Raw genomic sequence first — 26,589 nt, 5'->3', positions numbered from 1 at the left:
CCCCCGGGGAGCGCCCGGTCGAGCGCGGCGATCCCCGTGGCGACACCGCCCGCCGTCCGGTGCGTGACCGGCTGCGCGTCCGGGAAGCGCCGCTCCAGGAGCTCGCGGAGTGCGGAGACGCTGGAGGCCATGCTACCTTCCTGACCCCGGGGGAGCGTGACCGTTGGCCGGCGCCCACCGCCGGCCGCACGACAGATGATAACCGAACAAAAACCGAAATCCAACCCGGCGGCGGACCGCTTCCCCAGCAGCGGCGCCAACTTCCGCGGCTCCAGGGAATGAAAGAGTGGACACCGGAGCGCCCGGGAGAGGTGGGATCCTCCCGGTTTGTGCACAGGCGTCCACGGAGCGTTACGGCCGATTTGTAGCGCATGCAGGCAACCGGGCGGCTAACCGCGACGACGGCACGGAGCCCGCCATCGCGGGTTGTTCATCCGTTCTGCAGTTCCCTGCCGTTCCCGAAAGATGTTGCGGAGGGAGACTCGCGCAGGCTGTATCGCGCGAGGCTCCCGGAGCCGGAGCGGAGACCCGGGGCTGTTTCCGGGGCTCCGCGACCCGCGCAGGAGACCGGCGCTGTTTGCCGGGCTCCGGAGCGGCCCCAGCGCCGAACCCACCCGAAGCACCACGAAAAAAGAGGGGGACCGACCCGAAGGCCGGCCCCCCTCCATCACTTCCGAAAGAACCTCAACCGTTCACTGCGTCCCCCGCCCGTACACCCGGTTCGTGTCGTCGATGCGCAGGTACCGGTCGCGCAGCTCCGTCTGCCGGGAGACGAGCGGCACCTCGCGCCCGCCGATGAACACGTGCTCCACCTCGGTCAGGAGCTCCAGCGGGTCCCCGTCCCACACGACTACGTTGGCGGTCTTCCCGGGGGCGAGCGATCCGTGGGTGGCGTCCACGCCCCAGACCTGCGCGGGGTAGAGCGTCACCGCGCGGAGCGCCTCCTGGTAGGGGAGCCCGTAGGCCACGGCGTTCCCCGCCTCCTGCCGGAGGTTGCGGGCGTTGTGCGTCTCGTTGGTGGTGAAGGCCACCTGCACGCCGGCGCGGCGGAGGAGCGCCGCGTTGTCGTAGCGGGCACCCAGGCGCTCGAAGCTGCTGGGGAGGTTCTGGAGCACCTTGAGGACCACGGGAACGCGGGCACGGGCCAGGTCGTCGGCCACCATCCACCCCTCGGTGGCGCCAAGGAGGATCAGCCGCAGCCGGTACTCATCGGCGATGCGGAGCGCGGTGCGGATGTCGCTGGCGCGGTGCGCCTCCACCACCAGCGGGAGGCGGCCCTGCAGCACGGGGATCATGGCCTGCAGGTCGAGCCGGCTGGCCGCGAACTGGCGGGTGGCGCCGCGCTCGAAGTCGCCGCGGCGCTGCATGTACGTCCGGGTGTCCTCCAGCAGCTCGCGGAGCCGCAGGGTGGCGCCCCCACGCGCTCCGCCGCTGGCGCTCTCCACCCCTTCGCCCAGGGTGGCGTACATCGCCACGGGGCTCTTGACCAGGAGGTCGTCCACGCCGGTTCCGGCCAGGTCGATCACCACGCCCTGCCCGGTGACGAGCCCGTTCCCGCCCGGGGCGGACACGGCGGTGGTGACCCCGGCGATGCGGGTGACCGGGATGACGATCGAGCGCGGGTTCAGCCCGTCGGAGACGTTGAACGCCGCCATGACCCGGTCCTGGTCCTGGTCGTTGAGCGAGTAGTCGTTCGTGCCCTGGATGCTCCCCACCTCGGTGAGCCCGGTGTGGGTGTGCGAGTCGAAGAAGCCGGGGGTGACCTGCTTCCCGCGGGCGTCGATCCGCCGCGCCCCCGGGGGGACGGCAACGTCGCGGCCGACGGCGACGACCCGCCCGTCGCGGATCAGCACGGTGCCGCCCTCGATGGGGGCGCCGGCCATGGTGTGCACGGTGCCGCCCTCGATGGCGACCACCCCCTGGGCGGAGAGGGGGGCGGCGAGGAGGGCGAGGAACGCGAAGATGCTTTGTGTTTTCATTGGCTCTAAAAGGTTATGAATGAAGAATGAAGAATGCAGAAATGACGGCCACGAGGAGCCCTCTCTACATTCTGCATTCTTCATTCTACATTCCACTCCTCGTCCCTACCTCGAAGTCCATCACCGGCTGCCGCGCCGGGTCGTTCCGGTCGTACAGCAGCGCGCCGTCCACGTACACCTTCTCGGCGCGGCTGTAGACGCTGAACGGGTTCCCGGACCAGATCACCACGTCGGCCTGCTTCCCGGGCTCCAGCGTCCCCACCTTGTCCTGGATGCCGAGGGTCCAGGCGGCGTTGGCGGTGATCCAGCGGAGCGCGTCGTTCTGGGAGATCTCCAGCCCGGCGCGGCGGCCGGCGGCCAGGGCCTTCGCGGCCTCCTGGTTCAGGCGCTGGATACCGCTAGGGTCGTCGGAGTGGACCACGGCGCGGGCCCCGGCGTCGTGCACCAGCGCGACGTTGGCGTCGGTGCCGTCGAGCGCCTCCATCTTGAAGCCCCACCAGTCGGCCCAGAGCGAGCCGGAGATGGAGTCGCGCGCCATGAGGTCGCGCACCTTGTACGCCTCCACCCCGTGGTGGAAGGAGCGGATGCTGTACCCGAACTCCCGGGCGACGTCGATCATCTGCGCCATCTCGTCGGCGCGGTAGCAGTGGTTCTGCACCAGGATGTTGCCGCGCAGCACCTCGGCCAGCGTCTCCAGCTCCAGGTCGCGGGTGGGCCGGCTCCCCGCCGGGCTCCCCTGCCGCTCCCAGTCGTCCCACTTCTTCCGGTAGTCCGCGGCGCGGATCCAGGCGGCGCGGTACCCGGCCACGTTCCCCATGCGGGTGGAGGGGCCGCGATTGGCGTACACCCGCTTGGGGTTCTCGCCGCACGCCATCTTCAGCCCGTAGGGGGCGCCGGGGAACTTCATCGCCTGCACCGTGCGGGCGGGGACGTTCTTGAGCGTCACGCTCCGGCCGCCCACCAGGTTGGCGGAGCCGGGGAGGATCTGCAGCGTGGTGATTCCGCCGGCCAGCGCCCGCGCGAAGCCGGGGTCCTGCGGCCAGACGGAGTGCTCCACCCACACGTCGGCGGTCACGGGGTCGGTGGCCTCGTTTCCGTCCGAGTGCGCCGGCACGCCGGGGCTGGCGTAGGCACCCAGGTGCGAGTGGGTGTCGATGATGCCGGGGGTCACGTACTTCCCGGTGGCGTCCACCACCGCGGCGTCGGCGGGGGCGTCCACGGTGGCCCCCACGGCGACAATCTTCCCGTCGGCCATGAGGAGCTGCCCGTTGGGGATCACCTCGCCGGCGGCGGTCATCACGGTGGCGCCGCGGATCAGGGTGGGACGCGACGGGAGCGGCTGGTACGTGGACGGAAAGGCGACCGGGGCCGTGGCCTGCGGCGCGGAGCCGGGGGTCGGCGCGGAGGCCGGCCTCCCGCCCTGCGCGCACCCGGCGGCCGTGGCCGCGAGCACGAGCGCGGACAGCGCACGCTTCATGGACTTCCTCCTCGTTGCTGGAAAACGCGCGGAAGGCGAACGGCCGCGCAGGGCGGCCCCGCTTCCGTAAACAGAAGTAATGACGGATTGTACCGCGTCCCCGCGGAGCCGGTCAAGGGCGAACGTCCGTTCGGAAGGAAGGCGCGCGCGCGGGGATGTCCCCTCCGGGTGCGGGACCGCGTCCCCCTGAGGGGACGGACCGGGGGGCGCAATGCGGCGGAAACACACGATTCCCGCGATCCCGTTGCGGTTTCTGCACTTGGCACTCAAGTTGCCAAACAGAGCGGCCGTACCCAACAGGAGGACTCCCGAGATGCGTATTCGAAGCCTGCAGCTTTCTCTCGTGGTGGCGCTCGCCGCCGGCCTGGCGGCCGCCCCGGCGGACGCGCAGGGGAAGGGCAACAAGAAGGAGAAGAGCCGCACCGAGGAGGTGCGGAACCGCGAGCACAGGGACGACCGGCGGGACGAGGACCGCTGGGACGACCGCGTCCGCCTGGAGCGGCGCGAGGGCAAGCGGGTCCCCCCCGGCTGGTGCAAGGGCAAGGGCAACCCCCACAACACCCCGGAGAACTGCGGCTACGACCGCCGGGACGACCGCCGGGACGACGACCGCTACGACGACCGGCGGTACGACGACCGCCGCTCGCGCTCCTACGAGGACGCGCACCGCGCCTTCCACCGGGAGCACGACCAGGTCTGCCGCGAGCGAGCCTCGCAGCGCCCCTTCGACGCGCGCTGGCAGCTCCGGGTCCGCACCGAGTGCAAGCTGGAGCACGACCGCTGGCACGACCGCGCCGGGCAGCCGCACTGAGCGGTGCCTCGCCCGGCCGCACGGAGCTGAACGCGGAGCGGCCGCCGGGAGATCCCGGCGGCCGCTCCTTTTTCGTCGCGTCCGTCCTTCCGCGGGGCTACTGCACGGACTGCAGCTCGATGGTGACGGGCTGGCCCTGCGGCGCCTGCTTCGCGCACGTACAAACAGGGCCGTCGGCCGGCCACGGCGCGATCGGCCGGGTTCAGACGCCCGTGGCGGCGCCCTCCAGCAGCGGGGCCAGCCACCGCCCGGTCAGGCTCTCCTCCACCTGCGCCACCTCCTCGGGGGTGCCCATCGCCACGACGCGGCCGCCCTCGGGGCCGGCGCCGGGGCCCAGGTCCACGATCCAGTCCGCGGTCTTGATCACGTCCAGGTTGTGCTCGATCAGGAGCACCGTGTGCCCGGCGTCCACCAGGTCGCCCAGGACGCGGAGGAGCTTGCGGATGTCGTCCAGGTGCAGGCCGGTGGTGGGCTCGTCCAGCACGTACAGCTTCTTGCCGCCGCGGCGCGCCCCCATCGCCAGCTCGCGCGCGATCTTGATGCGCTGCGCTTCGCCGCCGGACAGGGTGGGCGCGGGCTGCCCCAGGCGGAGGTAGCCGAGCCCCACCTGCTGCAGGTGCCAGAGCGCTTCGCCCAGCCGGTCCTCGTGCAGGAAGAAGCGGATGGCCTCGTCCACGGTGAGGTCGAGGACGTCGCGGATGCTCCGGCCGTTGTAGCGCACCTCCAGCGTCTCGGGGCGGAAGCGCGCCCCGCCGCACACCTCGCAGGGGACGTACACGTCGGCCATGAAGACCATCTCCACCTGGGTCTGCCCCTCGCCCTTGCACGCCTCGCAGCGCCCGCCCTTCACGTTGAAGGAGAAGTGTCCGGGCCCGTACCCCCGCCTCCGGGCCTCGGGGAGCGCGGCGAAGATGCGCCGCACCTCGTCGTACGCCTTGATGTAGGTGACCGGGTTGGAGCGCGGCGTCCGCCCGATGGGGGACTGGTCCACCAGCACCACCCCGCGCAGGAGCCCCGCCCCGGTGAGCGCGTCGTACCCCCCCACCGCCTCGCCCAGGTGCCGCTTGGCGCTGGTCTCCCCGCCGGAAAGCTCCCGCTCCAGCGCGCGGTACAGGACGTCGTGCACCAGCGTGGACTTGCCGGAGCCGGAGACGCCGCTCACCACGGTGAGCGTGCCCAGGGGGATCTCCACGTCCACGCCGCGCAGGTTGTGCTCCCGCGCCCCGGTGATGCGCAGCCGGGGCCCGTTCACCCCGCGGCGCCGCTCGGGGATGGCGATCTCCTCGCGGCCGGAGAGGTAGCGCCCGGTGAGGGTGTCGGCCCGGAGGATCTCCTCCAGCGAGCCCTGGAACACCAGGTCGCCGCCGCGCTCGCCGCTCCCCGGCCCCAGCTCCACCAGGTGGTCGGCAACGCGCATGGCCTCCGGGTCGTGCTCCACCATGAGCACCGTGTTCCCGGCGGCGCGCAGGCGCACCAGGAGCCGGAGGAGCCGGTCGTTGTCCGCGGGGTGGAGCCCGATGGTGGGCTCGTCCAGCACGTACAGCGTGTCCATCAGCTTGCTCCCCAGCGCGTTCGCCAGGGTGATGCGCTGCGCCTCGCCCCCGGAGAGGGTGCGCGTCTGCCGCTCCAGCGTCAGGTACCCCAGCCCCACGTCGTTCAGGAAGCCGACGCGCGCCTCCAGCTCCCGCAGGATGGGCTCGGCGATCTCCCATTCCTGCGGCCCCAGCTGCCGGGTGTCGCCTGTCGCCTGTCCCCTGTCCCCCAGCCGTTCCACCCACTCGCGCAGCCTGGCGAGCGGCAGGTCCGAGATCTCGGCGATGGTGCTCCCCGCCACCCGGACCCAGAGCGCGGCCGGGCGCAGCTTGGCCCCGCCGCAGACCGGGCAGAGCTGCGCGCTCTGGTACTGCCGCAGGAAGACGCGGATGTACTGCTTGTAGCGCTTCTCCTCCAGCGCGGTCAGGAACGGGATGACCCCCTCGAAGCCGCGCGTCCCGTGGACGACGGCGCGCCGGAACGTCTCCGGCAGCTCGGCCCAGGGGGTGTCCATCCGCACCCCCTCGCGCCTGGCGAAGTCCGTCAGCCGGCGGCGGCGGGCGTCGTAGCGCGGCTTGCTCCACGGATCCACCGCCCCCTCCTCCAGCGAGCGCGCCGGGTTGGGGACCACGAGCGTCTCGTCGTACTGCAGAACCGCGCCGAAGCCGGTGCACTCCGGGCAGGATCCGTACGGGTTGTTGAAGGAGAAGAGCTGCGGCGAGGGCCGGGCGAACTCGATCCCCGGGTGGTCCGGGCAGCGGAAGCGCTCGGTGAAGCGGAGCGGCGCCCCGTCCTCCAGGATCGCGACCGCCTCCCCCTCGCCCTCTGCGAAGGCCGTCTGCAGCGAGTCCGCCAGCCGCTCCGTGTCGGAGGGGTCCACCCGCAGCCGGTCCACCACCACCAGCAGCTCCTTCGCCTTCGTCAGGTCGATTCCCGGCTCCTCGGCCAGGTCGTCCAGGTGCAGGTCGCGCCCGTCGGCGCGGACGCGCAGGAAGCCCAGGGCGCGCAGGTTGTCCACCACCAGCGCGTGTGTGACGCGGGCGGAGAGGGGGAGCGGGAAGGCGACGGTGAAGCGCGTCCCCCCGGGGAGGGCGAGCACGGCGTCCGTGGCGCTCTGCACCGTGTCCGGGCGCACCGGACGGCCGCAGGGATGGTCCGGGTGCGTCCCGGGGCAGTAGGTGCGCCCGGCGCGCGCCCAGAGCAGGCGGAGGTAGTCGTGCACCTCCGTGGCCGTGCCGACGGTGGAGCGCGACGTCTTGGTGGGGTTGCGCTGCTCGATCGCGACCGCGGGGGAGATCCCCTCCACGCGGTCCACGTCGGGCTTCTCCATCCGCTCCAGGAACTGCTTGGCGTAGGTGGAGAGCGACTCCACGTAGCGCCGCTGCCCCTCGGCGTAGACGGTGTCGAAGGCGAGCGAGGACTTCCCGGAGCCCGACGGGCCGGTCACCACCACGAGCGAGCGGCGCGGGATGTCCAGGTCCAGGTTCTTGAGGTTGTGCTGCCGGGCCCCGCGGATGACGATGCGATCTTTCATGCCGAAAGTATACCGAAATCATTTCTGCAAGGTAAGCGGCGCGAGCGGCTTGGGGGTGCTGCATGTCCGGGGCCGCGGCTTTGTGGACCGTGGCTGTGTCGCGCGGGCGGTCGGGGGCGGGGGTGGCGCTCCGGAAAAAGCCAACTCGCTACGCTCGGACACAAGGCTTTTTCCTCCGACCACCCCCGCCCCCTCCCTGCGGCCCTCTCCGTGGGGGTGCCGAACGGCCCGCGGGACGGTAGCTTCTCGGGATGTCATTGGCCGAATCGCTCTACGTGGCCGCGCTGCGCGCGGCCTCCCCCGCCCTCCCGCTCCTCGCGCGCGGGAGGGGGAAGCTGGCGCAGGGGATCCGCGGGCGCCGCTGCGTGCTGGACCGCATGGAGGCGTGGGCCTTCACCGAAAAGGACGCGGCGCGGCCGCTGGTGTGGTTCCACGCGCCCAGCGTGGGCGAGGGGCTGCAGGCCCGCGCGGTTGTGGAGGCGTTCCGCGCGCGGCGGCCGGACGCGCAGGTGGTGTATACCTTCTTCTCCCCGTCGGCGGAGCGGTTCGCCATGACCGTCCCCGCCGACTTCGTCGACTTCCTCCCCTTCGACTTCCCTGGCGACGTGCGCCGCGCGCTGGAGCTGCTGCGCCCGGACGTGCTCGCCTTCTCCAAGACGGACGTGTGGCCCGTGCTCAGCCGCGAGGCGAAGCGCCGCGGCGTCCGCATGGCGATGCTGAGCGGCACCCTCCCGGCGTCGTCCAGCCGCCTCTCGGGGGCGGCGCGGGCGCTGTTGGGGCCCGCCTACGCGCGGCTGGACCGCGTCGCGGCGATCTCCATCGCGGACGCGGACCGCTTCGGCGCGCTGGGGGTCCCCCCGGAGCGCCGAACCGTGATGGGCGACGCGCGCTTCGACCAGGTGTGGACGCGCGCGGCCGGCGTGGACCGCGGCGCCCCTCTCCTCCGCGCCGTCGCCTCGCCGGACCGCCCCGTGCTCGTGGCCGGCTCGACCTGGCCCCCGGACGAGGAGCGGCTACTCCCCGCGCTGCGCGCCTGCATCGACGCCGACGCCCCCGTGAAGCTGCTCCTGGTCCCGCACGAGCCCACCCCGGAGCACCTGAAGGAGACCGAGGCGCTGCTGGACCGCCACGCCCTGCGGCACGCCCGCCTTTCCGCCGTGGAGGCGGGCGCCATCGCCGCGGACGTGGTGCTGGTGGACCGCATGGGCGTCCTGGGCGACTTGTACGGTGCCGGGGACCTGGCCTACGTGGGCGGCGGCTTCGGGACGGCGGGACTGCACTCCGTGCTGGAGCCCGCGGCGTTCGGCCTCCCGGTGCTCTTCGGCCCACGGCACGCCAACGCGCGCGAGGCCGGTGAGCTGGTGGAGGCCGGAGCCGCCTGGGCGATGGCTGACGGGGACGAGCTGGCCGCGCGCCTGCGGGTCCTGCTGGACCGGGAGGCGGAGCGCCGCGCGGCGGGGGAGCGGGCGCGGGCGTACGTGCGGGCGGGGCTGGGCGCGGCGGAGCGGGGAGCGGAGGTGGTGGCGGCGTTGATGGGAGAATGACGGAGGTCCCCTCCCCCGGAGCACCCGGGGAAGGGGACCTCGCTGCTACGACGGGGAATTCAGCCGCCGGTAGCGCCCCCCCGATCTCCCTCGGCCTGCGAGGGCTTGTCGGCCTGCCCCTCAGTGCGGCGGACCTCCTCCTCCGGGACCGGCCGTTCCGGCGCGGGCGCATCCTGCTCCCCCGAGGGCTTCGGGCTCTTCCCCTGCTCCTGCTCGTCTCTCGCCACGTTCACCTCTCCGGTCGTTGATGCTCGTCTCCCCCGGCATCCGCTCCGCCGGACGCGGGGAGCACCTGCGTCTCGTCGGGCCGTACCGGCGGCGTCTCCACCACCCGGTCCTCCGACGGCTCGTGGGTGCGGGGCGGAAGCCCCATGATCCGGCGCAGGTCCGCCTCGTCCACCACCTCCACCTCCAGGAGCCGCTGCGCGAGCACCTCCAGGATGTCCCGATCCGCCACCAGGATCTCCCGCACGCGGCTGTACGTCCCCTCCACGATCCCGTGGATCTCGCGGTCGATGGTGCGGGCCGTGTCCTCGGAGTAGTTCCCGCCGCCGCCGTCCCCGTCCGCGCCCGGGAGGAACTGCGCCCGCCGCGGCCCGGAGTAGTTGATGGGCCCCAGCTCGCGCGACATCCCGTACTCCGTCACCATCCGGCGCGCCAGGTCGGTCACCCGCTCCAGGTCGTTCCCCGCCCCGGTGGAGATCTCGTCGAAGACGATCTCCTCGGCCACCCGCCCGCCGAGCAGCACCGCCACGCGGTCCATCAGCTCCTGCTTCGTGAGGAGATAGCGGTCCTCGGTGGGGAGCTGCTGCGTGTAGCCGAGCGCCGCCACCCCGCGGGGGATGATGGAGATCTTGTGCACCGGGTCCGCCGTGGGGACCCGCTCCGCCACGATGGCGTGCCCCGCCTCGTGGTACGCGACGATGGTGCGCTCCTTGTCGTTGATCAGGCGGTTCTTCTTCTCCAGCCCCGCCACGATCCGGTCCACCGCGTCGTCGATCTCGCGCATGGTCACGGCGGGCTTGTCGCGGCGGGCGGCCAGGAGCGCCCCCTCGTTGAGCAGGTTCTGCAAGTCCGCGCCCACGAAGCCGGGGGTGCGCCGCGCGATCCGGTCGAGCTGGACGTCGGGCGCCAGCTTGATGTCCTTGGCGTGGATCCGCAGGATCGCCAGCCGGCCGTTCACGTCGGGGCGGTCCACCAGCACCTGCCGGTCGAAGCGGCCGGGGCGCAGGAGCGCCGGATCGAGGATCTCCGGGCGGTTGGTGGCGCCCATGATGATGACGCCCATGTGCGGGTCGAAGCCGTCCATCTCCACCAGGAGCTGGTTCAGCGTCTGCTCCCGCTCGTCGTTCCCGCCCATGATCCCGCCCTGCGAGCGGGCCTTCCCCAGCGCGTCCAGCTCGTCGATGAAGATGATGCACGGCGCCTGCGCCTTGGCCTGCGCGAACAGGTCGCGCACCCGCGCCGCGCCCACACCCACGAACATCTCCACGAACTCCGCCCCGGAGATGGAGAAGAAGGTGACCCCCGCCTCCCCCGCCACCGCCCGCGCGATCAGCGTCTTCCCGGTTCCCGGGGGACCCACCAGGAGCACGCCCTTGGGGATCTTGGCCCCCAGGTTGGCGAACTTCTCCGGCGTGCGCAGGAACTCCACGATCTCCACCAGCTCCTGCTTCGCCTCGTCCACGCCGGCCACGTCGTCGAAGGTGACCCCCGTCCCCTCCTCGCCCACGATCCGGGCGCGGCTCTTCCCCACCGTGAGCACCCCCTGCGTGGGGTTCATCCGGCGCAGGATCCAGAACCAGAATAGGAGGATCAGCGCGAGCGGGAGGAGCCAGCCCAGCACGCCGGAGAGCCAGTTGGGCGGCATCCCCGCAACCCTGACCCCGCGCGCTTCGAGGAGGGGAACCAGCGTGTCGTCGGTGATCCCGGTGCGGATCACCCTCCAAGCCCGGACCTCGTCGGCCTTCTGGATGGAGTCGATGGGCTCCGCGTGGATGACCGCCTCGCCCAGGCGCACCCCCTTCACGTGCCCGGCGCGGACCTGCTCCTTGAACTCGCTGTAGAGGATCTCCTTCTCTCCCTGCCCCGCGAGCAGGTAGTTGATGGCCACCAGCGCCATGAAGGCGAAGACGAGGTAGCCCACCGAGAACCGGGTCTTCCGGTCGTCCAGTGGGCCCCCGGGGCCGCGGCCGTTCCGGCGGTCGGGCGTGCCCCGACGGTCGTTCGGTCTGTTGCGGCGGTCGTTTGGGAACTTCGTGCCGTCTGCCATGAGGCCCAGGCGGGCGCAAGACTCGGACCATGGTCCGCCCCGTCAGGGCGCCGGCCCGGCGCCCCGAACGCAAGCAGCGGCCCCGTTTTCGTTTACGTCTGCTCCAACGGAAACGGCGCCCGTCCCGGGGAGGGACGGACGCCGTGGGCTGCTCGTGGGGCGGGCTACTGGGCAGGAGTCCCGCCGCCGGGGTCGGGATCCTCGCTCCCGGCAAATCCGGACACGAAGATCCGGGCGATGAGGATCGCGCCCACCGCTATGGCCCCGACCATCAGGATGGAGCGGCGGCGGCTCAGCGTCCGCTCCTCCACCGAGGCGATCGCGGACCGGGGGATGGTCACCGACTCGCCGCGCCAGGGAGCGTCCACGCCACTCTGCTCCTCCGTGACCCGCACGAACATCTGGATGGCGTCGTCGTGGACCTCGCCGACGTCGCCCTCGATGGCCACCACCCGCGGCCCCACCTGGCGCGCCACCTCGTCCGAGCCACCCGGCGTGAGCCGGACGACCACCCGGCTCCGGGGGGCCGGGTCGTTCCCCTGCAGCGGCACGTTGTTGAAGCACCCGGAAAGGAGCACGCACGGGAGGACGAGTGCAGACACGCACCGGATCCACCCGAGCCGTCGGCGCTCCGGGCGCGGAAGCTCCGCGTGGGAAGACAGGTCTCGCATGGTCGTTCGATCGGAGGGGCAAGGGGAACGGTCCGGCTGCCCCTGGGGTGGCCGGACCGTTCGTGCTACGTTCCGTCGGCCTGCGGTACGATCAGCAGGGGTTCGGGTCGTTCCAGTTCCGCGCCGGCGCCTTCGACGGCAGCGGGATGTTGGGGTTGTTCTGCCGCTCGGTGAGGCCGTACACCCAGCGCGCCGGGATCATCGACGCGGAGGTGAAGTTCGGCCCGCCGGGCGTCAGCTTCGGGTAGCAGGTCCGCTTCCAGTCGTTCCACACCTCGATGTTCTGGAACATCGCGATGTACTTCTCCTCCGCGACCTGCTCGAAGGTGATCGGACCCGCGAGGGCCGGCATCCCGAGCGCGGTACGAACGTTGTTCACGTTCTGGAGCGCCCCGACCGGGTCGCCCAGCCGGAACTTGGCCTCGGCCATGATCAGCTGGGTCTCCGCCCAGGTCACGAGGGGCTGCCGGAAGGTGAACTGCAGCCGGGTCTCCTTGTCCACCGTGGACATGGGCTGCGAGTTGGTGCGCCCGAACTGGTCCGCGCCCCGGTACTGCCCGTCGCCCGCGGGATCGAAGTACCCGGCCAGGCGCGGATCGCCCGCACGGCCCTTGAGCATGTCGATCAGCACCCGGTTCGCCGTCAGGTCCTGCCGGGCCCCCAGGAACTGCGCCCAGATGTTGGCCTTGGTCAGCTCGTTGTCGTGCAGCGTGCGGAAGTTGCCCGGCGCCCGCCCGTGAACCGCGTCCGCGACCGAGGTGGGCGCCTCGTTGATCCCCTGCTGCGCCGCCGCGAGCGCCGCCTCGTAGGCGGGCCGCCCCAGCCGCTCGGCGGTGTGCATGTGGAAACGGGCCTTCAGGGTGTACGCCGCGCGCCGCCACCGGCCGGCGTTCCCGCCGTACACCAGGTCCACGTTGGCGGGCATCGTGGAGGGGCCGCCCAGGAGCGCGATGGCCTCGTCCAGCACCTTCTGGACATCGGCGTACACCTGCTGCTGCGGGTCCAGGTTCGGCGTCGGGTTGTTGGGGTCGAGTGCCTCACGGTATGGGATGTCTCCCCAGCCCGCGGCGGCCATGCCGATGGTGAACGCCTCCCAGACCTTGACGATCCCCTCCAGCTTCTGGTCGCCGGCCTCGCGGGCCATCGCCTGCACCCTCCGCATGTCCAGCAGGCCACCGCCCCCGTACACGTTGGCGAACCAGCCGTTGAACTCCGACTCGCCCATCGTGTACGCGCTGCCGTAGTCCGCCTGCTGGTTGTTCGTCCCGGACAGCTGCTGCGTGTAGTAGGCGGAAGTGCGGGCCAGCTGTCCCTCCTGCTGCACGAACTGGTTGGCCTGGATGCCCACGAAGAGCTGCGACGCGCTCGCCGTGGTCGGGTTGTTGGGGTTCTCAGTGAGCCCCGGGCCGGTGAGGAAGTCGGTGCACCCGACGACCCCCAGGCTCAGGGCGAGCACTCCCGCCAGCTTTGCCGATCTATGCATGGATCAACCGCTCCTGTTCAGTAGTTGAGGCCGACGGAGAAGACCAGGGTGCGGGCGGTGGGGTTGACCCACCAGTCGATCCCGCGGTTCCCCACCGAGGCGCCGCCGACGTTGACCTCCGGGTCGAAGCCCGTGTATTCGGTCCACAGTGCCAGGTTCCGGCCGGCGACGCGGGCATCGATGCTGCTCAACCCGGTGGCGCGCTTCACCCACGGCTGGTCGAAGGTGTAGGCCAGCGCCACCTCGCGCAGACGGGTGAAGGAGCCGTCCTCCTGGAACTGCGCGGCGGGGCCGCCGATGTGCCCGAGGCCGGAGCCGCTGAACCAGTTCTCACCCAGGACGACCGGCTTGTTGGCGCCCGGCCCGACGACCGCCCCCGGGAAGAAGTCCGAGCCGAAGGTGCGCTGCTGACCGCGGATCTCGGTGTCCTTGTGCGTCCCGTACTGGTACATGGAGGCACGGGTCATGTTCTGCACGGTGCCGCCCTGGCGGGTCTCCACCAGCGCGCTCAGCCGCAGGCCGCGGAAGCCCAGCTCCGCGTTCAGACCGCCGGTCCAGTCCGGGTTGGGGTCGCCGATTACCCGGACGTCCGGGTCGCGGATCGGGAACCCGTTCTCGGCGATGTAGAGGGCGCCGTTCGGGGCGTTGGCCGCCTTGCAGGCGTCCACCACGAACTGGCGGGTGTCCTGCCCGCAGCGGGCGAAGTCCTGCCCGCGGAACACGCCCAGCGGGTGCCCGACCACGGCGTTGGTGGTGCGGCCGCCGAACGACTGGGCCTGGAAGAAGCCCGCCACCGTCACCAGGGTGTCGCCCAGGCTCAGGAGCTCGTTCCGGTTGCGCGCCCACTGCAGCCCGACGTTGAAGGTCAGGTCGCGGGTCTCGACGGCGCGCACATTGAGGTTCGCCTCCCAGCCGCGGTTCTCGACCTCGGCGGCGTTCAGCGCGACGCCCGAGAACCCGGTGGAGTGCGCGGTCGGGACGTTGAGGATCACGTCCTCGCCGTGCTGGCGGTAGTACGTGACGCTGATGTCGGAGCGGGCGTTGAACAGGCCCAGGTCCAGCCCCGCCTCCAGCTCGCCGACGCGCTCCGGCTTGATCCCCGGGTTCCCACGGTTGGCCGCGGAGTACAGCCCGCCGACGCCGCCCAGCGTGGGGTTGAGCACGGAGCCCGGGTTGAAGTCGACGACGTTGTTGCCGGTGACGATGTCCTGCTGCAGGTAGAACGCCGGCTGCTGACCGCTCTCACCGTAGGCGACGCGAGCCTTGCCGATGCTCACCAGCGACTCCGGGAGCCCGAAGGTGCGGGAGAAGCTCCACGCCGCCTGGGCACGCGGGTACCAGGCACGGTTGGTCTCGGGACCGAAGCGCGAAGAGCCGTCGTTCCGGATGCCGGCCGTCAGGAAGAGCTGGTCGGCGACGTCCATCGTGCCCTGCACGAAGTACCCCTCCAGGCGTCCGCGCTGCTCGAGGTCGTTCGGCGCGTCGCGGGTTACGGTGTTCGCGAGCTTGAACGGCGTCGGGGCGATCAGCTCACGGCCGGTGACGTACACCTGGCGGAAATAGGACTCGTTCAGGTTCTGGCCGAGGCTGATGGTGCCGGCGAGGTTGTTCCCCAGCGAGTAGTCGGCGTTGACCACCAGGTTGTGGTCGAGCACCCGGTCGTAGAACTGCCAGCGGGTCAGCGAGCCGCCCGACTCGGCGCCCGAGACCTGCTTCGGGTACCCGCTCATCCGGTCGTCGCTGGTGTAGTCCACGCCCAGGTTGTACCGAACGCCCAGCCAGGAGAGCGCCTGCCAGTCGAGGTTGACGTTCCCGGTGGTGCGGTAGGTCTGCGCCAGGTTCTTGATCTCGTTGATGGCGTAGAACGGGTTGTCGAACCCGCGGTTGGCGACCTCCGCCGTGGGGCCCGGGTTGGGGAAGCGCCAGCTGCGGTGGAAGCCGGTGACGGGGTGCAGGTACTCCTTGTTGTTGAACTCGGCCGGGCTGCGGCCGGCGCCCAGGAGGAGGCCGTTGACCGAGTTGCCGCGCTCGATGAACGAGCCGTCGGTCTGCGCGTACGAGAAGTTCCCGCCGACATTGAAGTTGTCGCGCATGCGGTGGGTGCCGTTCAGGCGCACCGTGTAGCGCTCGTACTTGTCGTTGTCGGTGACGATGAAGCCGTCGTGGTTGAGCGCGCTCCCGGACAGGTAGAACGTGGTGCGCTCGCTCCCGCCGGAGACGGACAGGCTGTTCTCCCAGGCCCGGCCGGTCTCGTACAGTTCGCCGATGTGGTCGTAAGTGGGTGTCCCCTCGGGGATCGTCGGGCCCCAGCTGAAGAAGCCGGCGCTCAGGAAGCAGTTCGTCTGCCCGCCCGGTACGCAGGTGGTCGGCGTCTTCCCCTGGGTCCCGACGCCGAACGTCCGCTGCGTCTCGACCAGGTTGAGCGGCCGGTCGGTCTGGAGCGAGGAGCGCAGGGCGTAGGTGGTCCGCCCCGGACGTCCGCGCTTGGTGGTGATCAGGATCGCCCCGCCCGCACCCGCGGCCGCGCCGTAGATGGAGGTGGCAGCCGGCCCCTTGAGGATCTCGATGCTCTCGATGTCGTCCGGGTTGAACGCCATCATCGGGTTGGAGACCGCGCCGCCGGCAAGGGCCGACTGAGCCCCAGTAATGATGTTTCCGGCGACACGGGTCTCGTTGTTCACCGGCATGCCGTCCACCACGAAGAGCGGCTGGCCCGTCCCGGAGATGGTGGTGGTGCCGCGGATGCGGATCGCGGTCCCCGCCCCGGCCTCACCGCCCTGCTGGGTGGTCTGCACGTTCGCCACGCGCCCGGCGAGCGCCTGCACCACGTTGGGCTCGGCGGAGCGGGCGATCTCCTCGCCGGAGACGGAGGCGCGCGTCGTGCCCAGGCGCTCGGCCCGGGTCTCGGTGCCCGCGCCCGTGACCACGATGGCCTCAAGCTGCAGCGGGTCGGCCGCGAGCTGGAAGTTCTGCGTGAGGCTGGCGCCCGGCGTCAGCGTGATGGTCCGCGACTGCTGCGCGAGGCCCACCTGCGACGCCACGAGCTGCACCTGCTGCCCGGCGCGCACGCGCGCACCCGGGACCACGAGACGGTAGGTGCCGTCCTCGCCCGTAACCACCCCGACGCTGAGCGCGGGGATGCGCACGGAGGCGGTCGCGACGCCGGCCCCGCCCTCGCGCGTGACCCGTCCGGAAATCGTCACCGGCTCCTGCCCCAGCAGCGACGCAGGCGCGAGCGTCAGTGCCAGGCAGGCCATCCAGAGCCAACGAATCGTTCTCATTCCCGCTCTCCTTGGTTGTGGCGGTTCATAACCCAACAGGCTGGAAGACGGCTTACACGGCATCCGCGAGGTGCGGCGCCGCAGGTGGGGGGCTCCCTTCGGAAACGGAAGAACGCAGGGGCCCTTCACGACGAAACGTCCGGCGGAATCTCCTCCTTGGCTGCTTGCTGGATGGAGTGGCGGGCGGTAGCGCCCGGCTGGCTATGCGAACACATACAGCTACTGGCCTGCGATGGAGCCGAACCGACGGGATTTGCGAACCACGGGAAGGAAACGAGTCCCGGCGCGCCGCCCTACCGAAAGGAAGGAGATAGGGAACAACGGCAGAGTTTTCCGGAACAGCTAAATATTTGCGGACGAGACGTGGGGTGTCAAGCCCCGCCCCCGCCCGCGTGACCGACCATCTGCATCGCCCGGAGGAGGGCGCGCGCCTTGTTCAGGGTTTCCTCGTACTCCGCAGCGGGAACGGAGTCGGCCACGACGCCTGCGCCTGCCTGCACGTGGGCCTGTCCGCCCTGCACCACCACGGTGCGGATGGCGATGGCGGTGTCCATCGTCCGCCCCCCGTGCGCGAAGTAGCCGACGGCCCCGGCGTACGGCCCGCGCCGGGAGGGCTCCAGCTCGTCGATGATCTCCATCGCGCGCACCTTGGGCGCGCCGGAGACCGTCCCCGCCGGGAACGACGCGCGCAGCACGTCCACGGCCGAGAGCCCGTCGCGCAGGTCGCCCTCCACGGTGGAGACCAGGTGCAGGACGTGGGAGTACTTCTCGATCGCCATCCGCTGGGGGACGCGCACGCTCCCGTAGCGGGCCACGCGCCCCACGTCGTTCCGGCCCAGGTCCAGGAGCATCAGGTGCTCCGCCTTCTCCTTGGCGTCGGCCAGGAGGTCCCCGGCGAGCGCGGCGTCCTCCTCCTCGCTCGCGCCGCGGCGCCGCGTGCCGGCGATCGGGCGGACCGTCACCTTTCCCTCCTCCAGGCGCACCATCACCTCCGGCGACGAGCCGACGAGCTGGAAGCCGTCCAGGTCCAGGTAGAAGAGGTACGGCGAGGGATTCAGCGTCCGGAGCGCCCGGTACAGCTCGAACGAGGGGACCTCCAGCGGGAGCGAGAGCCGCTGCGACAGCACCACCTGGAAGGCGTCCCCGGCGCGGACGTACTCCTGCACGCGGCGCACCGAATCCTCGAAGTCCTCCCGAGTGAAGGTGCTCCGGAACGGCGGGTCCTCGGCCGCGGGACTCCCCAGGGAGAGCGGGGCGGGCGCCGCGCCCCGCCGGATGCGCTCGACGGCGGCGTCCACCTCGGCGGCCGCGGCATCGTAGCGGCGGCGCAGCTCCGCCTCGTCCGCCCCCTCCGTCTCCACTCCCGCCACCGCGCGCGCGCGCCCGAAGAGGTTGTCGATGGCGACGACCACTCCGGTGAGCATGAAGAGCGCGTCGGGAAGGCCGAGCCCCTCGGCCGGGGCGTCCGGGAGGCGCTCCACGTGGCGCACCACGTCGTACCCGAAGAACCCCACCGCCCCGCCCCAGAAGCGGGGGAGCCCCGGCGCCTCGGCGGGGGCGTACCGCCCCACCAGGCGCTCGAACTCCGCGAGCGGGTCGGGGGATCGCTCCCCCTCCCGCCACCCCTCCCCGGGGGTCCAGCGGTCGATGCGGTCTCCGACCAGGCGCCAGGCGGAGCGGGGCTCCGTCCCCAGGAAGGTGTACCGCGCCCAGCGCTCGCCGCCCACGACCGACTCCAGCAGGAAGCCGAACGGGGGACGGGCGAGCTTGTGGTACGCGGTGACCGGCGTGTCGGTGTCGAAGAGGAACTCCCGGGACACCGGGACGAGCGTCGCCTCGCGCGCCGCGCTCAGGAACTCGGGAAAGGACGGCTGGAGCTGCATGGCGTCGCGGGGCGCTTCCGGGCGTGGAGGGAACGGGCGTGAAATCTCCGGCGGCGCTCCCCGGCTGTCAACGTTCCGCCGCATCCGGCTTGCGCGGGTGGGCGGGACCTGCGATGATGCCGCAACCCGAACCCGGAGCCAGCAAGCCCATGACGCATCGCACCCTCCTCGCGGCCGTGCTCCTTTCCGCTGCCGCCGCCCTCCCCGCGGCTTCGCAGGCGCCGGGAAGGCTCCTGTCGGTGTCGGTGGAACCGTACGTCGGCTACGGGTTCTTCGGCACGCTCCCCACCCGGGACGCCAGGCTGGAGGGCGACTGGATGCTCGGAGCCCGCGCGGGGCTCCGGCTGCTGCCGCAGTGGTCCGCCTTCGGCGACTTCCGGCGCTCCACGCCCCGCGTGACGGGGCGGCTCCCCTTCGGGGTGGTCGTGCACGGCGAACACGTCACGGTGGAGCACTGGAGCGCCGGCCTGGCCTACTCGCAGGTCCCCCGCGGCGGCGCGGAGGGGATGCTCCCCCTGGCCCTGGAGGCGGGGGTGGGCCAGGCCCGCTACGAGGGGGGACCCACCGACCTGGCCCTGAACCTGGGGATCTCCAGCGGCATCGCGTTCTCTCCCAACCTGGCGATCCGCTACGGCGCGAACAGCTACGTCTCCAACTTCGACGGGGACCGCGGGTGGACGAACCAGGTCTTCCTCACCGTCGGGGCGCAGCTCTCGCTGTGACCCGTCCTGCGCCCGGAGCGCCGGAAGGGGTCCTCAGATCCAGCGCCTGCGGCGGAAGTACGTGAACAGCCCCCCTCCCACCACCAGCATCACCCCCAGGGCCCAGGCGTACCCCAGGGGCCAGTGCAGCTCGGGCATCACGTCGAAGTTCATCCCGTAGATCCCGGCGATCCACGCCATGGCCATGAGGATGATGGACCACGCCGCCATCAGCCGCATGGTGTGGTTCAGCCGGTTGGACGCGGCCGACAGGTACGCGTCCACCACCGCCGCCAGCAGCTCGCGGAGCGCGTCGATCTCCTCGGTGACGCGCATGACGTGGTCGTGGACGTCCTGGAAGTACGGGATCAGCTCCGGGCGCAGGAACGGGACGTCGCGGCGCAGCAGCGAGGTGAACAGCTCCCGCTGCGGGGCCACCACCCGGCGGAACAGCGTCAGCTCGCGGCGAACGCCGAGCACGTCGTGCAGCCCGCCGCCGGGGTCCGGGTCGGCGAGCATGGCCTCCTCCATGTCCTCCAGCCGCTCGGAGAAGTGGTCGAGCACGGGGAAGTACCCGTCCACGATGCCGTCCAGGAGCGCGTGGGCGATGGCCCCCGTGTCGCGGAAGTGGCCCGGCGCCGCGCGCCAGCGGGCCACCACCTCGGCCACCTGCCCGATCTTCTGGTCGTGGACGGTGACGACGAAGCGCTCGCCGAGGAAGATGTGGATCTCGTTGAGCGCCATCCGCTCCCGGTCGGGGTTGATGCGGGTGGCGTAGAGGACCAGGAAGAAGTAGCCCGGGTAGCGGTCCACCTTGGGGCGCTGCCGCCCGCGGATGCAGTCCTCCACCGCGAGCGGGTGGAAGTGCAGGGTGTCGCGCAGGAACGCGGCTTCCGCCTCCTCCGGGCGGACGAGGTCGATCCAGACCACCTCCTCCGCCGGCTCGGTCCGCCCCGGCCCGCAGCGCTCGCGGAAGAGGCGGACCGCCTCGTCCACCGGGACGGCGTGCACGCCCTTGGGGCCGGACGCCCAGGCGTGGACCTCGGCCCGGAGCGGGAGGGCGTCGACGTCGAGCGGCGCGCCGGGGCCCAGCTCACGGCCGGCGGGCACGGCGGCGCTCGTATGAGGGGATGGTGTCGGTCACGAACGCCGTCGCGACCTCGAAGAGCCCGAAGGCGAGGTGCGGGATCCAGACGCGCTCGTCGAACCCCAGCACCCAGGGGGAGGCGGCCAGCACGATCCCGCCGATGGCGTCCAGCCACAGGTGCACGGTCATCTGCAGCCGCTTCACCGCGCCCAGCTCGTAGTCGGTGAAGAGGCTGTACAGGATCGCCCCTCCGCCCACCGCCACCGGGACCCAGGTCTCCGCCCCGCCCTGCGCGAAGCCGAGGAGCCAGGGGGAAGCGGCGACGAGCGCGCCGACCAGGTAATCCAGGAATCCGTGCACACGGGTGGAAAGCCGCATCCGCTCCGTCTCCTCCGCTGGGGGTGGGCGCGCCGCCGGCCGGCCCGCTCCGCGCCGCCGGGTGCAAGCGCCGCGCCGGCCCTAGCGCCAGCGCTCCAGGATCCCGGCGCTGTCCGCGCCGGGGAAGCGGTCCGGGTGGAACGCGGCGGCGAGGGCTTCGATCCCCCGCACCACGCGCGGCCCGGAGCGGCTGAAGAAGGCGCTGTGCCCCACCCACGCCCTCCCCTCGTCCGCCACCCCGCCCGCCAGCGCGCGGAGGCGCTCCCGGCTGCGGTCGGCGTCGGCGCGGGCGTGCTCCATGTCGTAGCCGCAGGGGAGGAGGAGCAGCAGCTCCGGGTCCAGGCCCTCCACCTCGCCCCAGGGCACCTGCAGCGAGCGCCCCCCTGCCTTCCCCAGCAGGCACTCGCCGCCGGCCCGCTCCACCATCTCCGGCACCCAGTGCCCCGGCGCGAACGGGGGATCCAGCCACTCCAGTGCGAGCACCCGGGGACCGGGACGGCCCGCCACCCGCTCCGCGACGGCGTCCATCCGCTCCCGCAGCCGCGCCACGGCCTCCGCGCCGGCGCGGGGCTCCCCAGCCGCCTCCGCCACCTGCCGCACCGTCTCCAGGATCCCGTCCAGGGTGTGCGCGTCCAGCGACAGCACCACGGGCGCCCCAGGGAGCTCCCGCACCGCCTCCTGCACGGAGCCGGTGGGGACGGCGCACACCTCGCACACTCCCTGGGTGAGAATGAGGTCCGGGCGCAGCTCCCGCAGGAGGGCGCGGTCCACCTCGTACACGCTCCCGAACTCCGCCATGCAGCGGCGCACCGCGGCGTCGATCTCGCCGCTTGTGAGACCCGCCGGGTCGAAGCGCGAGCGGCTGGCGCGCGGGAGGCGGAGCGCCTCCGGCGGATGGTCGCACTCGTGGGAGATCCCGACGAGCCGGTCCTGGAGCCCCAGCGCGTAGACGATCTCGGTGGCGCTGGAGAGCAGCGAGACGATCCTCAAAGGCGATCCTCCGGTGGAAGTGGCACGCGAGCGAAGATGCGCGCCGCGGCCCCGCCCGCGCAACCGGGGCGCCCCTCCCCCGCGCCTTGTGGCGGCGAGGCCGACGATCTACTTTCCGCGCTCTCGAACCCCGACCCCGGAGGCCCCGCATGCAGATCATCCGCGCGCCGCGCGTCACCGTAATCGCCCGCCAGGAGTTCGTCTACCCGGAGCACATCCGCTGGGAGAGCGACAGCGAGGTCGCGGGCGAGGTCGTCGCGGAGTTCGCGGGGCGGCTGTGCTACCTGAGCTTCGGCGAGGACGCGGGGCTGGAGGGGGGGCACCGCACCATCCCGGGGCGCACGAGCAACGAGTCGTACCTGGCGAACATCCTCAAGGTGAAGCACGGAAGCGTGCTGGAGCACGCCGTGTGGTCGCTGCTCATCGAGGGGGTGAGCCGCTCGCTCACGCACGAGCTGGTGCGGCACAGAGCCGGTATGGGATACTCTCAGCTGAGTCAACGGTACGTAGACGAATCGCAGATCGGCTTCGTCCTTCCCCCGGAGATCGAAGAGAGCACTCCGGAGTTCGACACCTGGAGGGAGGCGTGCGAGCACTCGCTGGGGGCTTACAGAAGGCTTCTCGACCAGTTGACGGAAAAGGTAGGCGACGACGGTCCGGCAACGATGCGGAAGAAGCGCGCGCGGGAGGCATCGCGCTCCGTGCTCCCGAACGCAGCCGAGACTAAGATCGTAGCGACGGGGAACGCCCGCGCCTGGCGTCACTTCTGCGAGATGCGGGGAAGCGGGTCGGCCGACAGGGAGATCCGGCGCCTTACCGCGGTGGTCCTGAGGCTCCTCCAGGCGGAGGCCCCCAACATCTTCGGCGATATGCGCCTGGTACCGCACACCGATGGGACCGAGGTCGTGGAGACCCTCAACCCCAAGGTCTGACGGGCCAGACCGATTGGACTGGAGGTACGCCGCAGCCAATGCCAATGCCGATGCCCAGGGCGCCGCAGAACCTGGCCGTGGAGCGTGCTGGGATTCTCGCCGTCGCGGCCGAGGTCAACCGGCTGGGGCTGATCTGGCGGGAGACCACAACGTCCGACGTCGGCATCGATGGGCAGATTGAGTTCGTCAACGACGCAGGTGAGGCGATTGGCCAGCTGGTGGCGGCGCAGGTCAAGAGCGGCCTCTCGTACTTTCATGACAACGGGCGGGAATGGCGGTTCTACCCGGATCCGAAGCATAGATTCTACTGGGAGCGCTTCCCGATCCCGGTTCTCGTCTTCCTGCACTCTCCGGCGGACGGCGCGACGTACTGGGCCGACGCGCGGCAGGCCCTCAGGAGCCCGGAAAGGTCGTCGTCGGCGTACATAGCGGTACCGAAGCAAAACCGGCTGCAGGATGCGACTCGCGAGCAGCTTTTCTCCACGGTCGGTGCATCTTCGCTCCCGTTTCTGGCGATCGACGACGTTCTTCGGACGATGGTGGCAGCCACTTCGGGGAACGCCTCATTCCCGCTTTCGTACTTCGACCTGTTCGCCAACGGCCTGACGAATATCGCGCGGTCCGTCTACTTCGGGATGGACCTTGCGGTGGAAGTCGCGACCGAGATCCTTGCCGACGCCGAGATTGAGGCGGGACTCGGGGTGGGACCGGGGGAGCACGACTTTCTCTTCGGGTATGTCCTGTTCCTGGTCGAGCAGCACCTGGCCGACGTCAACGTCTCGGACTGCCTGACCTACTGGTACGGCCAGGAGATGCAGCCGACGTTCGTCGCGCCGTTGACTTCACGGGGGAGGGCACTGGTTCGGCTGATCGACGACTGGCAGCGCGGGTTCGAGTCCGAGGGCTACCTGGAGGGGCGATCGGGTGCACGCGTCGCGCAGGAAGACTTCGTGAGGATGGCCTTCACCCCGTCGCACTACGCCCGCATGCCGATCATTCAGGAGTTCCAGCGGCTGGTCGCGTCAAGGCGTGGCCCGCGTGCGTGAGAACCCCGTGCTTGCGGGAGCCTCCCCAGCGCAGGATCACCGCTCCGGCGCACCCGCGGGCGGGTTGACGCGGCGACAGGCGCGGTGGTAGCTTCCGCGCCGAACAACCGTTCGAACGGGCCTCGGTGTGGCACCCGGGCCTCGTCGTCGATCAGGGAAGGATGACGGGAGTTCTGGGGGTGCCGAAGCACCGCGACCCATTCACGGAACACGAGGATCGCACATGGCCCGATTCACGGACGAGGAGCTGAAGGAGAAGGTCCAGAACGGCTTCATCGTGGAGTACCCGGACGACATGACGGAGGGGTACCGCAACGCCCTGATCGTCCAGCTCCTGGTGCAGGCCGACACGGAGCTGATCTCCGCCCCCGCCTACTTCGGCGCGGCGAAGGACGCCCCGTCCACCAACACCATGGTCTCCGCCACGGCCATCATCCAGGACGAGCTGGCGCACGCCAACATCGCCTACCGTCTCCTGGAGGACCTGGGGATGGACAAGGAGCAGCTCGTGTACGGCCGCCAGCCGCACGAGTTCAAGCACCCCTACGGCTTCGACCACCCGCTGGAGAACTGGGCGGAGCTGGTGGTGGCGAACGGGCTGTACGACCGCGCCGGGATCACCCTGCTGGGCGACGTCTTCAAGAACACCTCCTACGGCCCGCTCAAGCGCGCGCTGGTGAAGGTGGACCAGGAGGAGACCTTCCACCTCCGCCACGGCGAGATGTGGATGAAGCGGCTCGCCGGCGCGGGGGGCGAGGCCAAGGAGAAGGTGCAGCGCGCCGTCGACTGGATGTTTCCCATGGCGGTGGAGTGGTTCGGCCTCCCCGACGACATGAAGCGGCACTCCGGCCAGCTGGAGTACCGGCTCAAGGGGATGACCAACGACGAGCTGCGGCAGACTTGGATGAAGAGCACGGTCCCGCTCTGCGAGTCCATCGGCGTGAAGGTGCCGGCCCACTGGAGCGAGGAGGAGCAGAAGTTCGTCCTCGACTATGCCTTCCCCTGCCAGTACGACGAGGACGAGAAGCGCTGGCTGATGGACGAGGGCGAGATCTCCTGGAGCGAGGTCTTCGAGCGCTGGAAGGGCCGCGGCCCCGCGAACAAGCAGTTCGTGGAGTCCATCCAGGAGGGCCGCGCCTTCCGCGGCATGCTGGAGGCGGCCTGATGGCGTGCGCCACCTCGGCGGAGCGGTTCGACGGAGGCGGCGCTGCGGTCCTCGACGCGCCCGCGGAGTACCCGGTCCCCTTCGACCGGCGCACAGGACCGCTCTGGGACGCGCTCCGCGAGGTGATGGACCCGGAGATCCCCATCTCCCTGGTGGACCTGGGGCTGATCTACGACATACGGCGGGAGGGCGGCACGGTGGAGGTGGACCTCACCTTCACCGCCACGGCCTGCCCGTGCATGGCCTTCATCCACTACGACATCGAGGACCGTCTGCGGCGCGAGCCGGGGGTGGAGGAGGTGCGCGTGGTGGAGACGTGGAGCCCGGCCTGGACCAAGGCGCGCATCTCGCCCGAAGGGCGGGAGGCGCTGCGCCGCTTCGGCGTGTCGATGTAGCGCACTCCCGTACTTTCGCACTCTCGCACTCCCTTGAAAGAGCCCGTTTTCGAAGTGTTCGCGCGTAAGACGCGCGGTGAGCCGCTGCGGCACATCGGCTTCATCAACGCCGATTCGGCGGAGCTGGCCCGCGTCTACGCCTGGAAGACCTACGACGAGCAGAACTGGGACGAGATGTGCGTGGTCCCGCGCTCGGCGATCATCCCCGTGGACCCGGCGGAGAGCCAGTTCGTGACGCTGCTGGGACGCGACGACGAACAGGAGCTGGTGCACGCCCGCGGCACCGGCTCGTACGGCGGGAACGACCTGGCCGTGAAAGAGAATCGATGAGCACGTCCAGGACCCTGGTACGGGTGGAGACGGCGGCGGAGCTGCCGGAAGACGCGCGGGCGGCGCTGCGCGGGGTCATCCTGGCGCTGGCGGACAGCAAGCGGGTCCTGGGGCTCCGCTACAGCGACCGCATGCTGGGCGCGCCCACGCTGGAGGCGGGGATCGCCGCGTCGTCCATGGCGCAGGACGAGTGGGGGCACGCGCGCCTCACCTATGCGCTCCTGGGCGACTTCGGCGACGAGCCCAAGGCGCTGGAGCACGAGCGGCCCGCGGCGGAGTACCGCAGCCACCCGGGGCTGGACGCGGCCTTCGGCTCCTGGGCGGACATGATCGCCGCCGGGCTGCTGGTGGACACCGCCCTGGCGGTGCAGTACTCCGCCCTGGCCGAGAGCCGCTACTCCCCCGCGCACAACCGCGTGCAGAAGATGCTGGACGAGGAGCGCTTCCACTTCCAGTACGCTGCCGGCTGGACGCGCCGCATGGCGGTCGTCCCGGAGGTGCGCGAGGAGCTGGCGGAGTCGCTCCGGCGCTACCTCCCGGAGTCGCTGCGCTGGCTGGGCGACGACGACGCGCCGGGGATGCGCCGCATGGTGGAGGAGGGGCTGGTGACCGCCGGCCCCTCGGAGCTGCGGGCGCGCTTCCTGGCCCGCGTGGCGCCGGTGCTCGTGGAGACCGGACTGGCGGAGGCGGCGGGGCTCACCGCGGACGGCGAGTACGCCGGCACCCTGGAGTGGGACGGATGGGACGAGGCCACGCGCCGCGCCGGCGGCTCGCTGGACGAGGCCACCGCTGCGCGCGCCCGCGGCGACAAGAACCGCGCCCTGCTCCTGGACTGATGGCGGACCGCAGCGCGCGCGAGCCACGATACGGCGACGCCGAGCCGGGGATCCTGCCGGAGAGCGCCCCCTGCCCGTTCTGCGAGGGGCGCGACACGCACCTCGTGAACCCCTTCGGGGGGCAGCTCTCGGTTGCGCAGTACTGGTGCCGGAGCTGCCGCACGGGGTTCGAGTACATCAAGTGGGAGGACCACGGAGAGGAGCCGTAGGGAGCCTGCTTCCCCGCACCTCCTGGTAAAAGTGGAGCGGGTCCCGGCCAGG

At 71.3% G+C, this 26,589-nt stretch carries 22 protein-coding genes; 10 read left to right on the top strand and 12 right to left on the bottom strand.

The window, feature by feature from the left end; genetic code table 11:
• Positions 1-692: 692 nt before the first annotated feature.
• Together VGR37_15200 and VGR37_15195 are read right to left on the bottom strand one after the other, a co-directional pair.
• Positions 693-1,979 carry an amidohydrolase family protein gene (locus VGR37_15200; protein ID HEV2148750.1) on the bottom strand — a complete coding sequence of 429 codons (1,287 nt, stop codon included), beginning with the start codon at positions 1,977-1,979 and terminating at the stop codon, positions 693-695.
• Between the two features lie 85 nt (positions 1,980-2,064).
• Positions 2,065-3,456, bottom strand: a complete 1,392-nt coding sequence (locus tag VGR37_15195) for an amidohydrolase (GenBank protein HEV2148749.1) — start codon at positions 3,454-3,456, stop codon at positions 2,065-2,067.
• 313 nt (positions 3,457-3,769) lie between these two features.
• Here VGR37_15195 and VGR37_15190 point away from each other — a divergent pair, with 313 nt between their 5' ends.
• A complete protein-coding gene (locus VGR37_15190; protein ID HEV2148748.1) occupies positions 3,770-4,267 on the top strand; it encodes a hypothetical protein in 498 nt (165 codons plus the stop codon).
• A gap of 202 nt (positions 4,268-4,469) precedes the next feature.
• Here the strand turns inward: VGR37_15190 and uvrA are convergent, their stop codons facing one another.
• Entirely contained in the window at positions 4,470-7,334 is a 2,865-nt protein-coding gene (gene uvrA, locus VGR37_15185) for an excinuclease ABC subunit UvrA (protein HEV2148747.1), read from the bottom strand.
• A 251-nt stretch (positions 7,335-7,585) separates the two neighbouring features.
• On the opposite strand from uvrA, the gene VGR37_15180 reads away from it, so the two are divergent.
• A complete protein-coding gene (locus VGR37_15180) occupies positions 7,586-8,878 on the top strand; it encodes a glycosyltransferase N-terminal domain-containing protein (protein HEV2148746.1) in 1,293 nt (430 codons plus the stop codon).
• Positions 8,879-8,937: 59 nt separating this feature from the next.
• Here VGR37_15180 and VGR37_15175 read toward each other — a convergent pair whose 3' ends face one another.
• The 6 genes from VGR37_15175 to trpE all read right to left on the bottom strand — a co-directional run bounded on the left by VGR37_15175 (position 8,938) and on the right by trpE (position 18,468).
• Positions 8,938-9,111 carry a hypothetical protein gene (locus VGR37_15175; GenBank protein ID HEV2148745.1) on the bottom strand — a complete coding sequence of 58 codons (174 nt, stop codon included), beginning with the start codon at positions 9,109-9,111 and terminating at the stop codon, positions 8,938-8,940.
• Positions 9,108-11,024 carry an ATP-dependent zinc metalloprotease FtsH gene (gene ftsH / locus VGR37_15170; GenBank protein ID HEV2148744.1) on the bottom strand — a complete coding sequence of 639 codons (1,917 nt, stop codon included), beginning with the start codon at positions 11,022-11,024 and terminating at the stop codon, positions 9,108-9,110. Before ftsH ends, VGR37_15175 begins: the two co-directional genes overlap by 4 nt.
• Positions 11,025-11,314: 290 nt before the next feature.
• Entirely contained in the window at positions 11,315-11,752 is a 438-nt protein-coding gene (locus VGR37_15165) for a hypothetical protein (GenBank protein ID HEV2148743.1), read from the bottom strand.
• 160 nt (positions 11,753-11,912) lie between these two features.
• Complete coding sequence (locus tag VGR37_15160) at positions 11,913-13,304, bottom strand: SusD/RagB family nutrient-binding outer membrane lipoprotein (protein HEV2148742.1); 1,392 nt, start codon at positions 13,302-13,304, stop codon at positions 11,913-11,915.
• Positions 13,305-13,321: 17 nt separating this feature from the next.
• The gene (locus VGR37_15155) at positions 13,322-16,585 is read right to left on the bottom strand and encodes a SusC/RagA family TonB-linked outer membrane protein (GenBank protein HEV2148741.1); all 3,264 of its coding nucleotides are present in this window, start codon (positions 16,583-16,585) and stop codon (positions 13,322-13,324) included.
• A gap of 371 nt (positions 16,586-16,956) precedes the next feature.
• The gene (trpE, locus tag VGR37_15150; GenBank protein HEV2148740.1) at positions 16,957-18,468 is read right to left on the bottom strand and encodes an anthranilate synthase component I; all 1,512 of its coding nucleotides are present in this window, start codon (positions 18,466-18,468) and stop codon (positions 16,957-16,959) included.
• Positions 18,469-18,617: 149 nt separating this feature from the next.
• Here trpE and VGR37_15145 point away from each other — a divergent pair, with 149 nt between their 5' ends.
• Positions 18,618-19,190, top strand: a complete 573-nt coding sequence (locus tag VGR37_15145) for a hypothetical protein (GenBank protein HEV2148739.1) — start codon at positions 18,618-18,620, stop codon at positions 19,188-19,190.
• A 33-nt stretch (positions 19,191-19,223) separates the two neighbouring features.
• On the opposite strand, the gene corA is transcribed toward VGR37_15145, so the two are convergent.
• The 3 genes from corA to VGR37_15130 all read right to left on the bottom strand — a co-directional run bounded on the left by corA (position 19,224) and on the right by VGR37_15130 (position 21,624).
• On the bottom strand, positions 19,224-20,279 hold the full coding sequence (corA, locus tag VGR37_15140; protein ID HEV2148738.1) for a magnesium/cobalt transporter CorA: 1,056 nt from the start codon (positions 20,277-20,279) through the stop codon (positions 19,224-19,226).
• Complete coding sequence (locus tag VGR37_15135; GenBank protein HEV2148737.1) at positions 20,263-20,634, bottom strand: SPW repeat protein; 372 nt, start codon at positions 20,632-20,634, stop codon at positions 20,263-20,265. Before VGR37_15135 ends, corA begins: the two co-directional genes overlap by 17 nt.
• 81 nt (positions 20,635-20,715) lie before the next feature.
• Positions 20,716-21,624 carry a cobalamin-binding protein gene (locus VGR37_15130; protein ID HEV2148736.1) on the bottom strand — a complete coding sequence of 303 codons (909 nt, stop codon included), beginning with the start codon at positions 21,622-21,624 and terminating at the stop codon, positions 20,716-20,718.
• Between the two features lie 149 nt (positions 21,625-21,773).
• Here VGR37_15130 and thyX point away from each other — a divergent pair, with 149 nt between their 5' ends.
• The 7 genes from thyX (at position 21,774) to VGR37_15095 (ending at position 26,537) form a co-directional block, all read left to right on the top strand.
• The gene (thyX, locus tag VGR37_15125; GenBank protein HEV2148735.1) at positions 21,774-22,556 is read left to right on the top strand and encodes an FAD-dependent thymidylate synthase; all 783 of its coding nucleotides are present in this window, start codon (positions 21,774-21,776) and stop codon (positions 22,554-22,556) included.
• Between the two features lie 44 nt (positions 22,557-22,600).
• On the top strand, positions 22,601-23,602 hold the full coding sequence (locus VGR37_15120; protein ID HEV2148734.1) for a DUF4365 domain-containing protein: 1,002 nt from the start codon (positions 22,601-22,603) through the stop codon (positions 23,600-23,602).
• A gap of 223 nt (positions 23,603-23,825) precedes the next feature.
• Positions 23,826-24,767, top strand: a complete 942-nt coding sequence (locus VGR37_15115; GenBank protein ID HEV2148733.1) for a Phenylacetic acid catabolic protein — start codon at positions 23,826-23,828, stop codon at positions 24,765-24,767.
• The gene (locus tag VGR37_15110; GenBank protein ID HEV2148732.1) at positions 24,767-25,162 is read left to right on the top strand and encodes a metal-sulfur cluster assembly factor; all 396 of its coding nucleotides are present in this window, start codon (positions 24,767-24,769) and stop codon (positions 25,160-25,162) included. Before VGR37_15115 ends, VGR37_15110 begins: the two co-directional genes overlap by 1 nt.
• Positions 25,163-25,195: 33 nt before the next feature.
• On the top strand, positions 25,196-25,492 hold the full coding sequence (locus VGR37_15105; protein HEV2148731.1) for a hypothetical protein: 297 nt from the start codon (positions 25,196-25,198) through the stop codon (positions 25,490-25,492).
• The gene (locus VGR37_15100; GenBank protein HEV2148730.1) at positions 25,489-26,328 is read left to right on the top strand and encodes a Phenylacetic acid catabolic protein; all 840 of its coding nucleotides are present in this window, start codon (positions 25,489-25,491) and stop codon (positions 26,326-26,328) included. The genes VGR37_15105 and VGR37_15100 overlap by 4 nt, the downstream gene beginning before the upstream one ends.
• Positions 26,328-26,537 (top strand): hypothetical protein, encoded by a 210-nt coding sequence (locus tag VGR37_15095; protein HEV2148729.1) that lies wholly within the window; start codon positions 26,328-26,330, stop codon positions 26,535-26,537. Before VGR37_15100 ends, VGR37_15095 begins: the two co-directional genes overlap by 1 nt.
• Positions 26,538-26,589: the final 52 nt, after the last annotated feature.

It is taken from the genome of Longimicrobiaceae bacterium, from assembly GCA_035936415.1.
In the GTDB taxonomy this organism is placed as follows: domain Bacteria; phylum Gemmatimonadota; class Gemmatimonadetes; order Longimicrobiales; family Longimicrobiaceae; genus JAFAYN01.
This window is presented reverse-complemented; position numbering and strand designations above follow the sequence as displayed.

Bases quoted from the DNA above. Each gene is read 5' to 3' on its own strand.
- VGR37_15200 (HEV2148750.1), bottom strand. From the start codon at position 1,979: ATGAAAACACAAAGCATCTTCGCGTTCCTCGCCCTCCTCGCCGCCCCC.
- VGR37_15195 (HEV2148749.1), bottom strand. From the start codon at position 3,456: ATGAAGCGTGCGCTGTCCGCGCTCGTGCTCGCGGCCACGGCCGCCGGG.
- VGR37_15190 (HEV2148748.1), top strand. From the start codon at position 3,770: ATGCGTATTCGAAGCCTGCAGCTTTCTCTCGTGGTGGCGCTCGCCGCC.
- uvrA (HEV2148747.1), bottom strand. From the start codon at position 7,334: ATGAAAGATCGCATCGTCATCCGCGGGGCCCGGCAGCACAACCTCAAG.
- VGR37_15180 (HEV2148746.1), top strand. From the start codon at position 7,586: ATGTCATTGGCCGAATCGCTCTACGTGGCCGCGCTGCGCGCGGCCTCC.
- VGR37_15160 (HEV2148742.1), bottom strand. From the start codon at position 13,304: ATGCATAGATCGGCAAAGCTGGCGGGAGTGCTCGCCCTGAGCCTGGGG.
- VGR37_15155 (HEV2148741.1), bottom strand. From the start codon at position 16,585: ATGAGAACGATTCGTTGGCTCTGGATGGCCTGCCTGGCACTGACGCTC.
- trpE (HEV2148740.1), bottom strand. From the start codon at position 18,468: ATGCAGCTCCAGCCGTCCTTTCCCGAGTTCCTGAGCGCGGCGCGCGAG.
- VGR37_15145 (HEV2148739.1), top strand. From the start codon at position 18,618: ATGACGCATCGCACCCTCCTCGCGGCCGTGCTCCTTTCCGCTGCCGCC.
- VGR37_15135 (HEV2148737.1), bottom strand. From the start codon at position 20,634: ATGCGGCTTTCCACCCGTGTGCACGGATTCCTGGATTACCTGGTCGGC.
- thyX (HEV2148735.1), top strand. From the start codon at position 21,774: ATGCAGATCATCCGCGCGCCGCGCGTCACCGTAATCGCCCGCCAGGAG.
- VGR37_15120 (HEV2148734.1), top strand. From the start codon at position 22,601: ATGCCGATGCCCAGGGCGCCGCAGAACCTGGCCGTGGAGCGTGCTGGG.
- VGR37_15115 (HEV2148733.1), top strand. From the start codon at position 23,826: ATGGCCCGATTCACGGACGAGGAGCTGAAGGAGAAGGTCCAGAACGGC.
- VGR37_15110 (HEV2148732.1), top strand. From the start codon at position 24,767: ATGGCGTGCGCCACCTCGGCGGAGCGGTTCGACGGAGGCGGCGCTGCG.
- VGR37_15100 (HEV2148730.1), top strand. From the start codon at position 25,489: ATGAGCACGTCCAGGACCCTGGTACGGGTGGAGACGGCGGCGGAGCTG.
- VGR37_15095 (HEV2148729.1), top strand. From the start codon at position 26,328: ATGGCGGACCGCAGCGCGCGCGAGCCACGATACGGCGACGCCGAGCCG.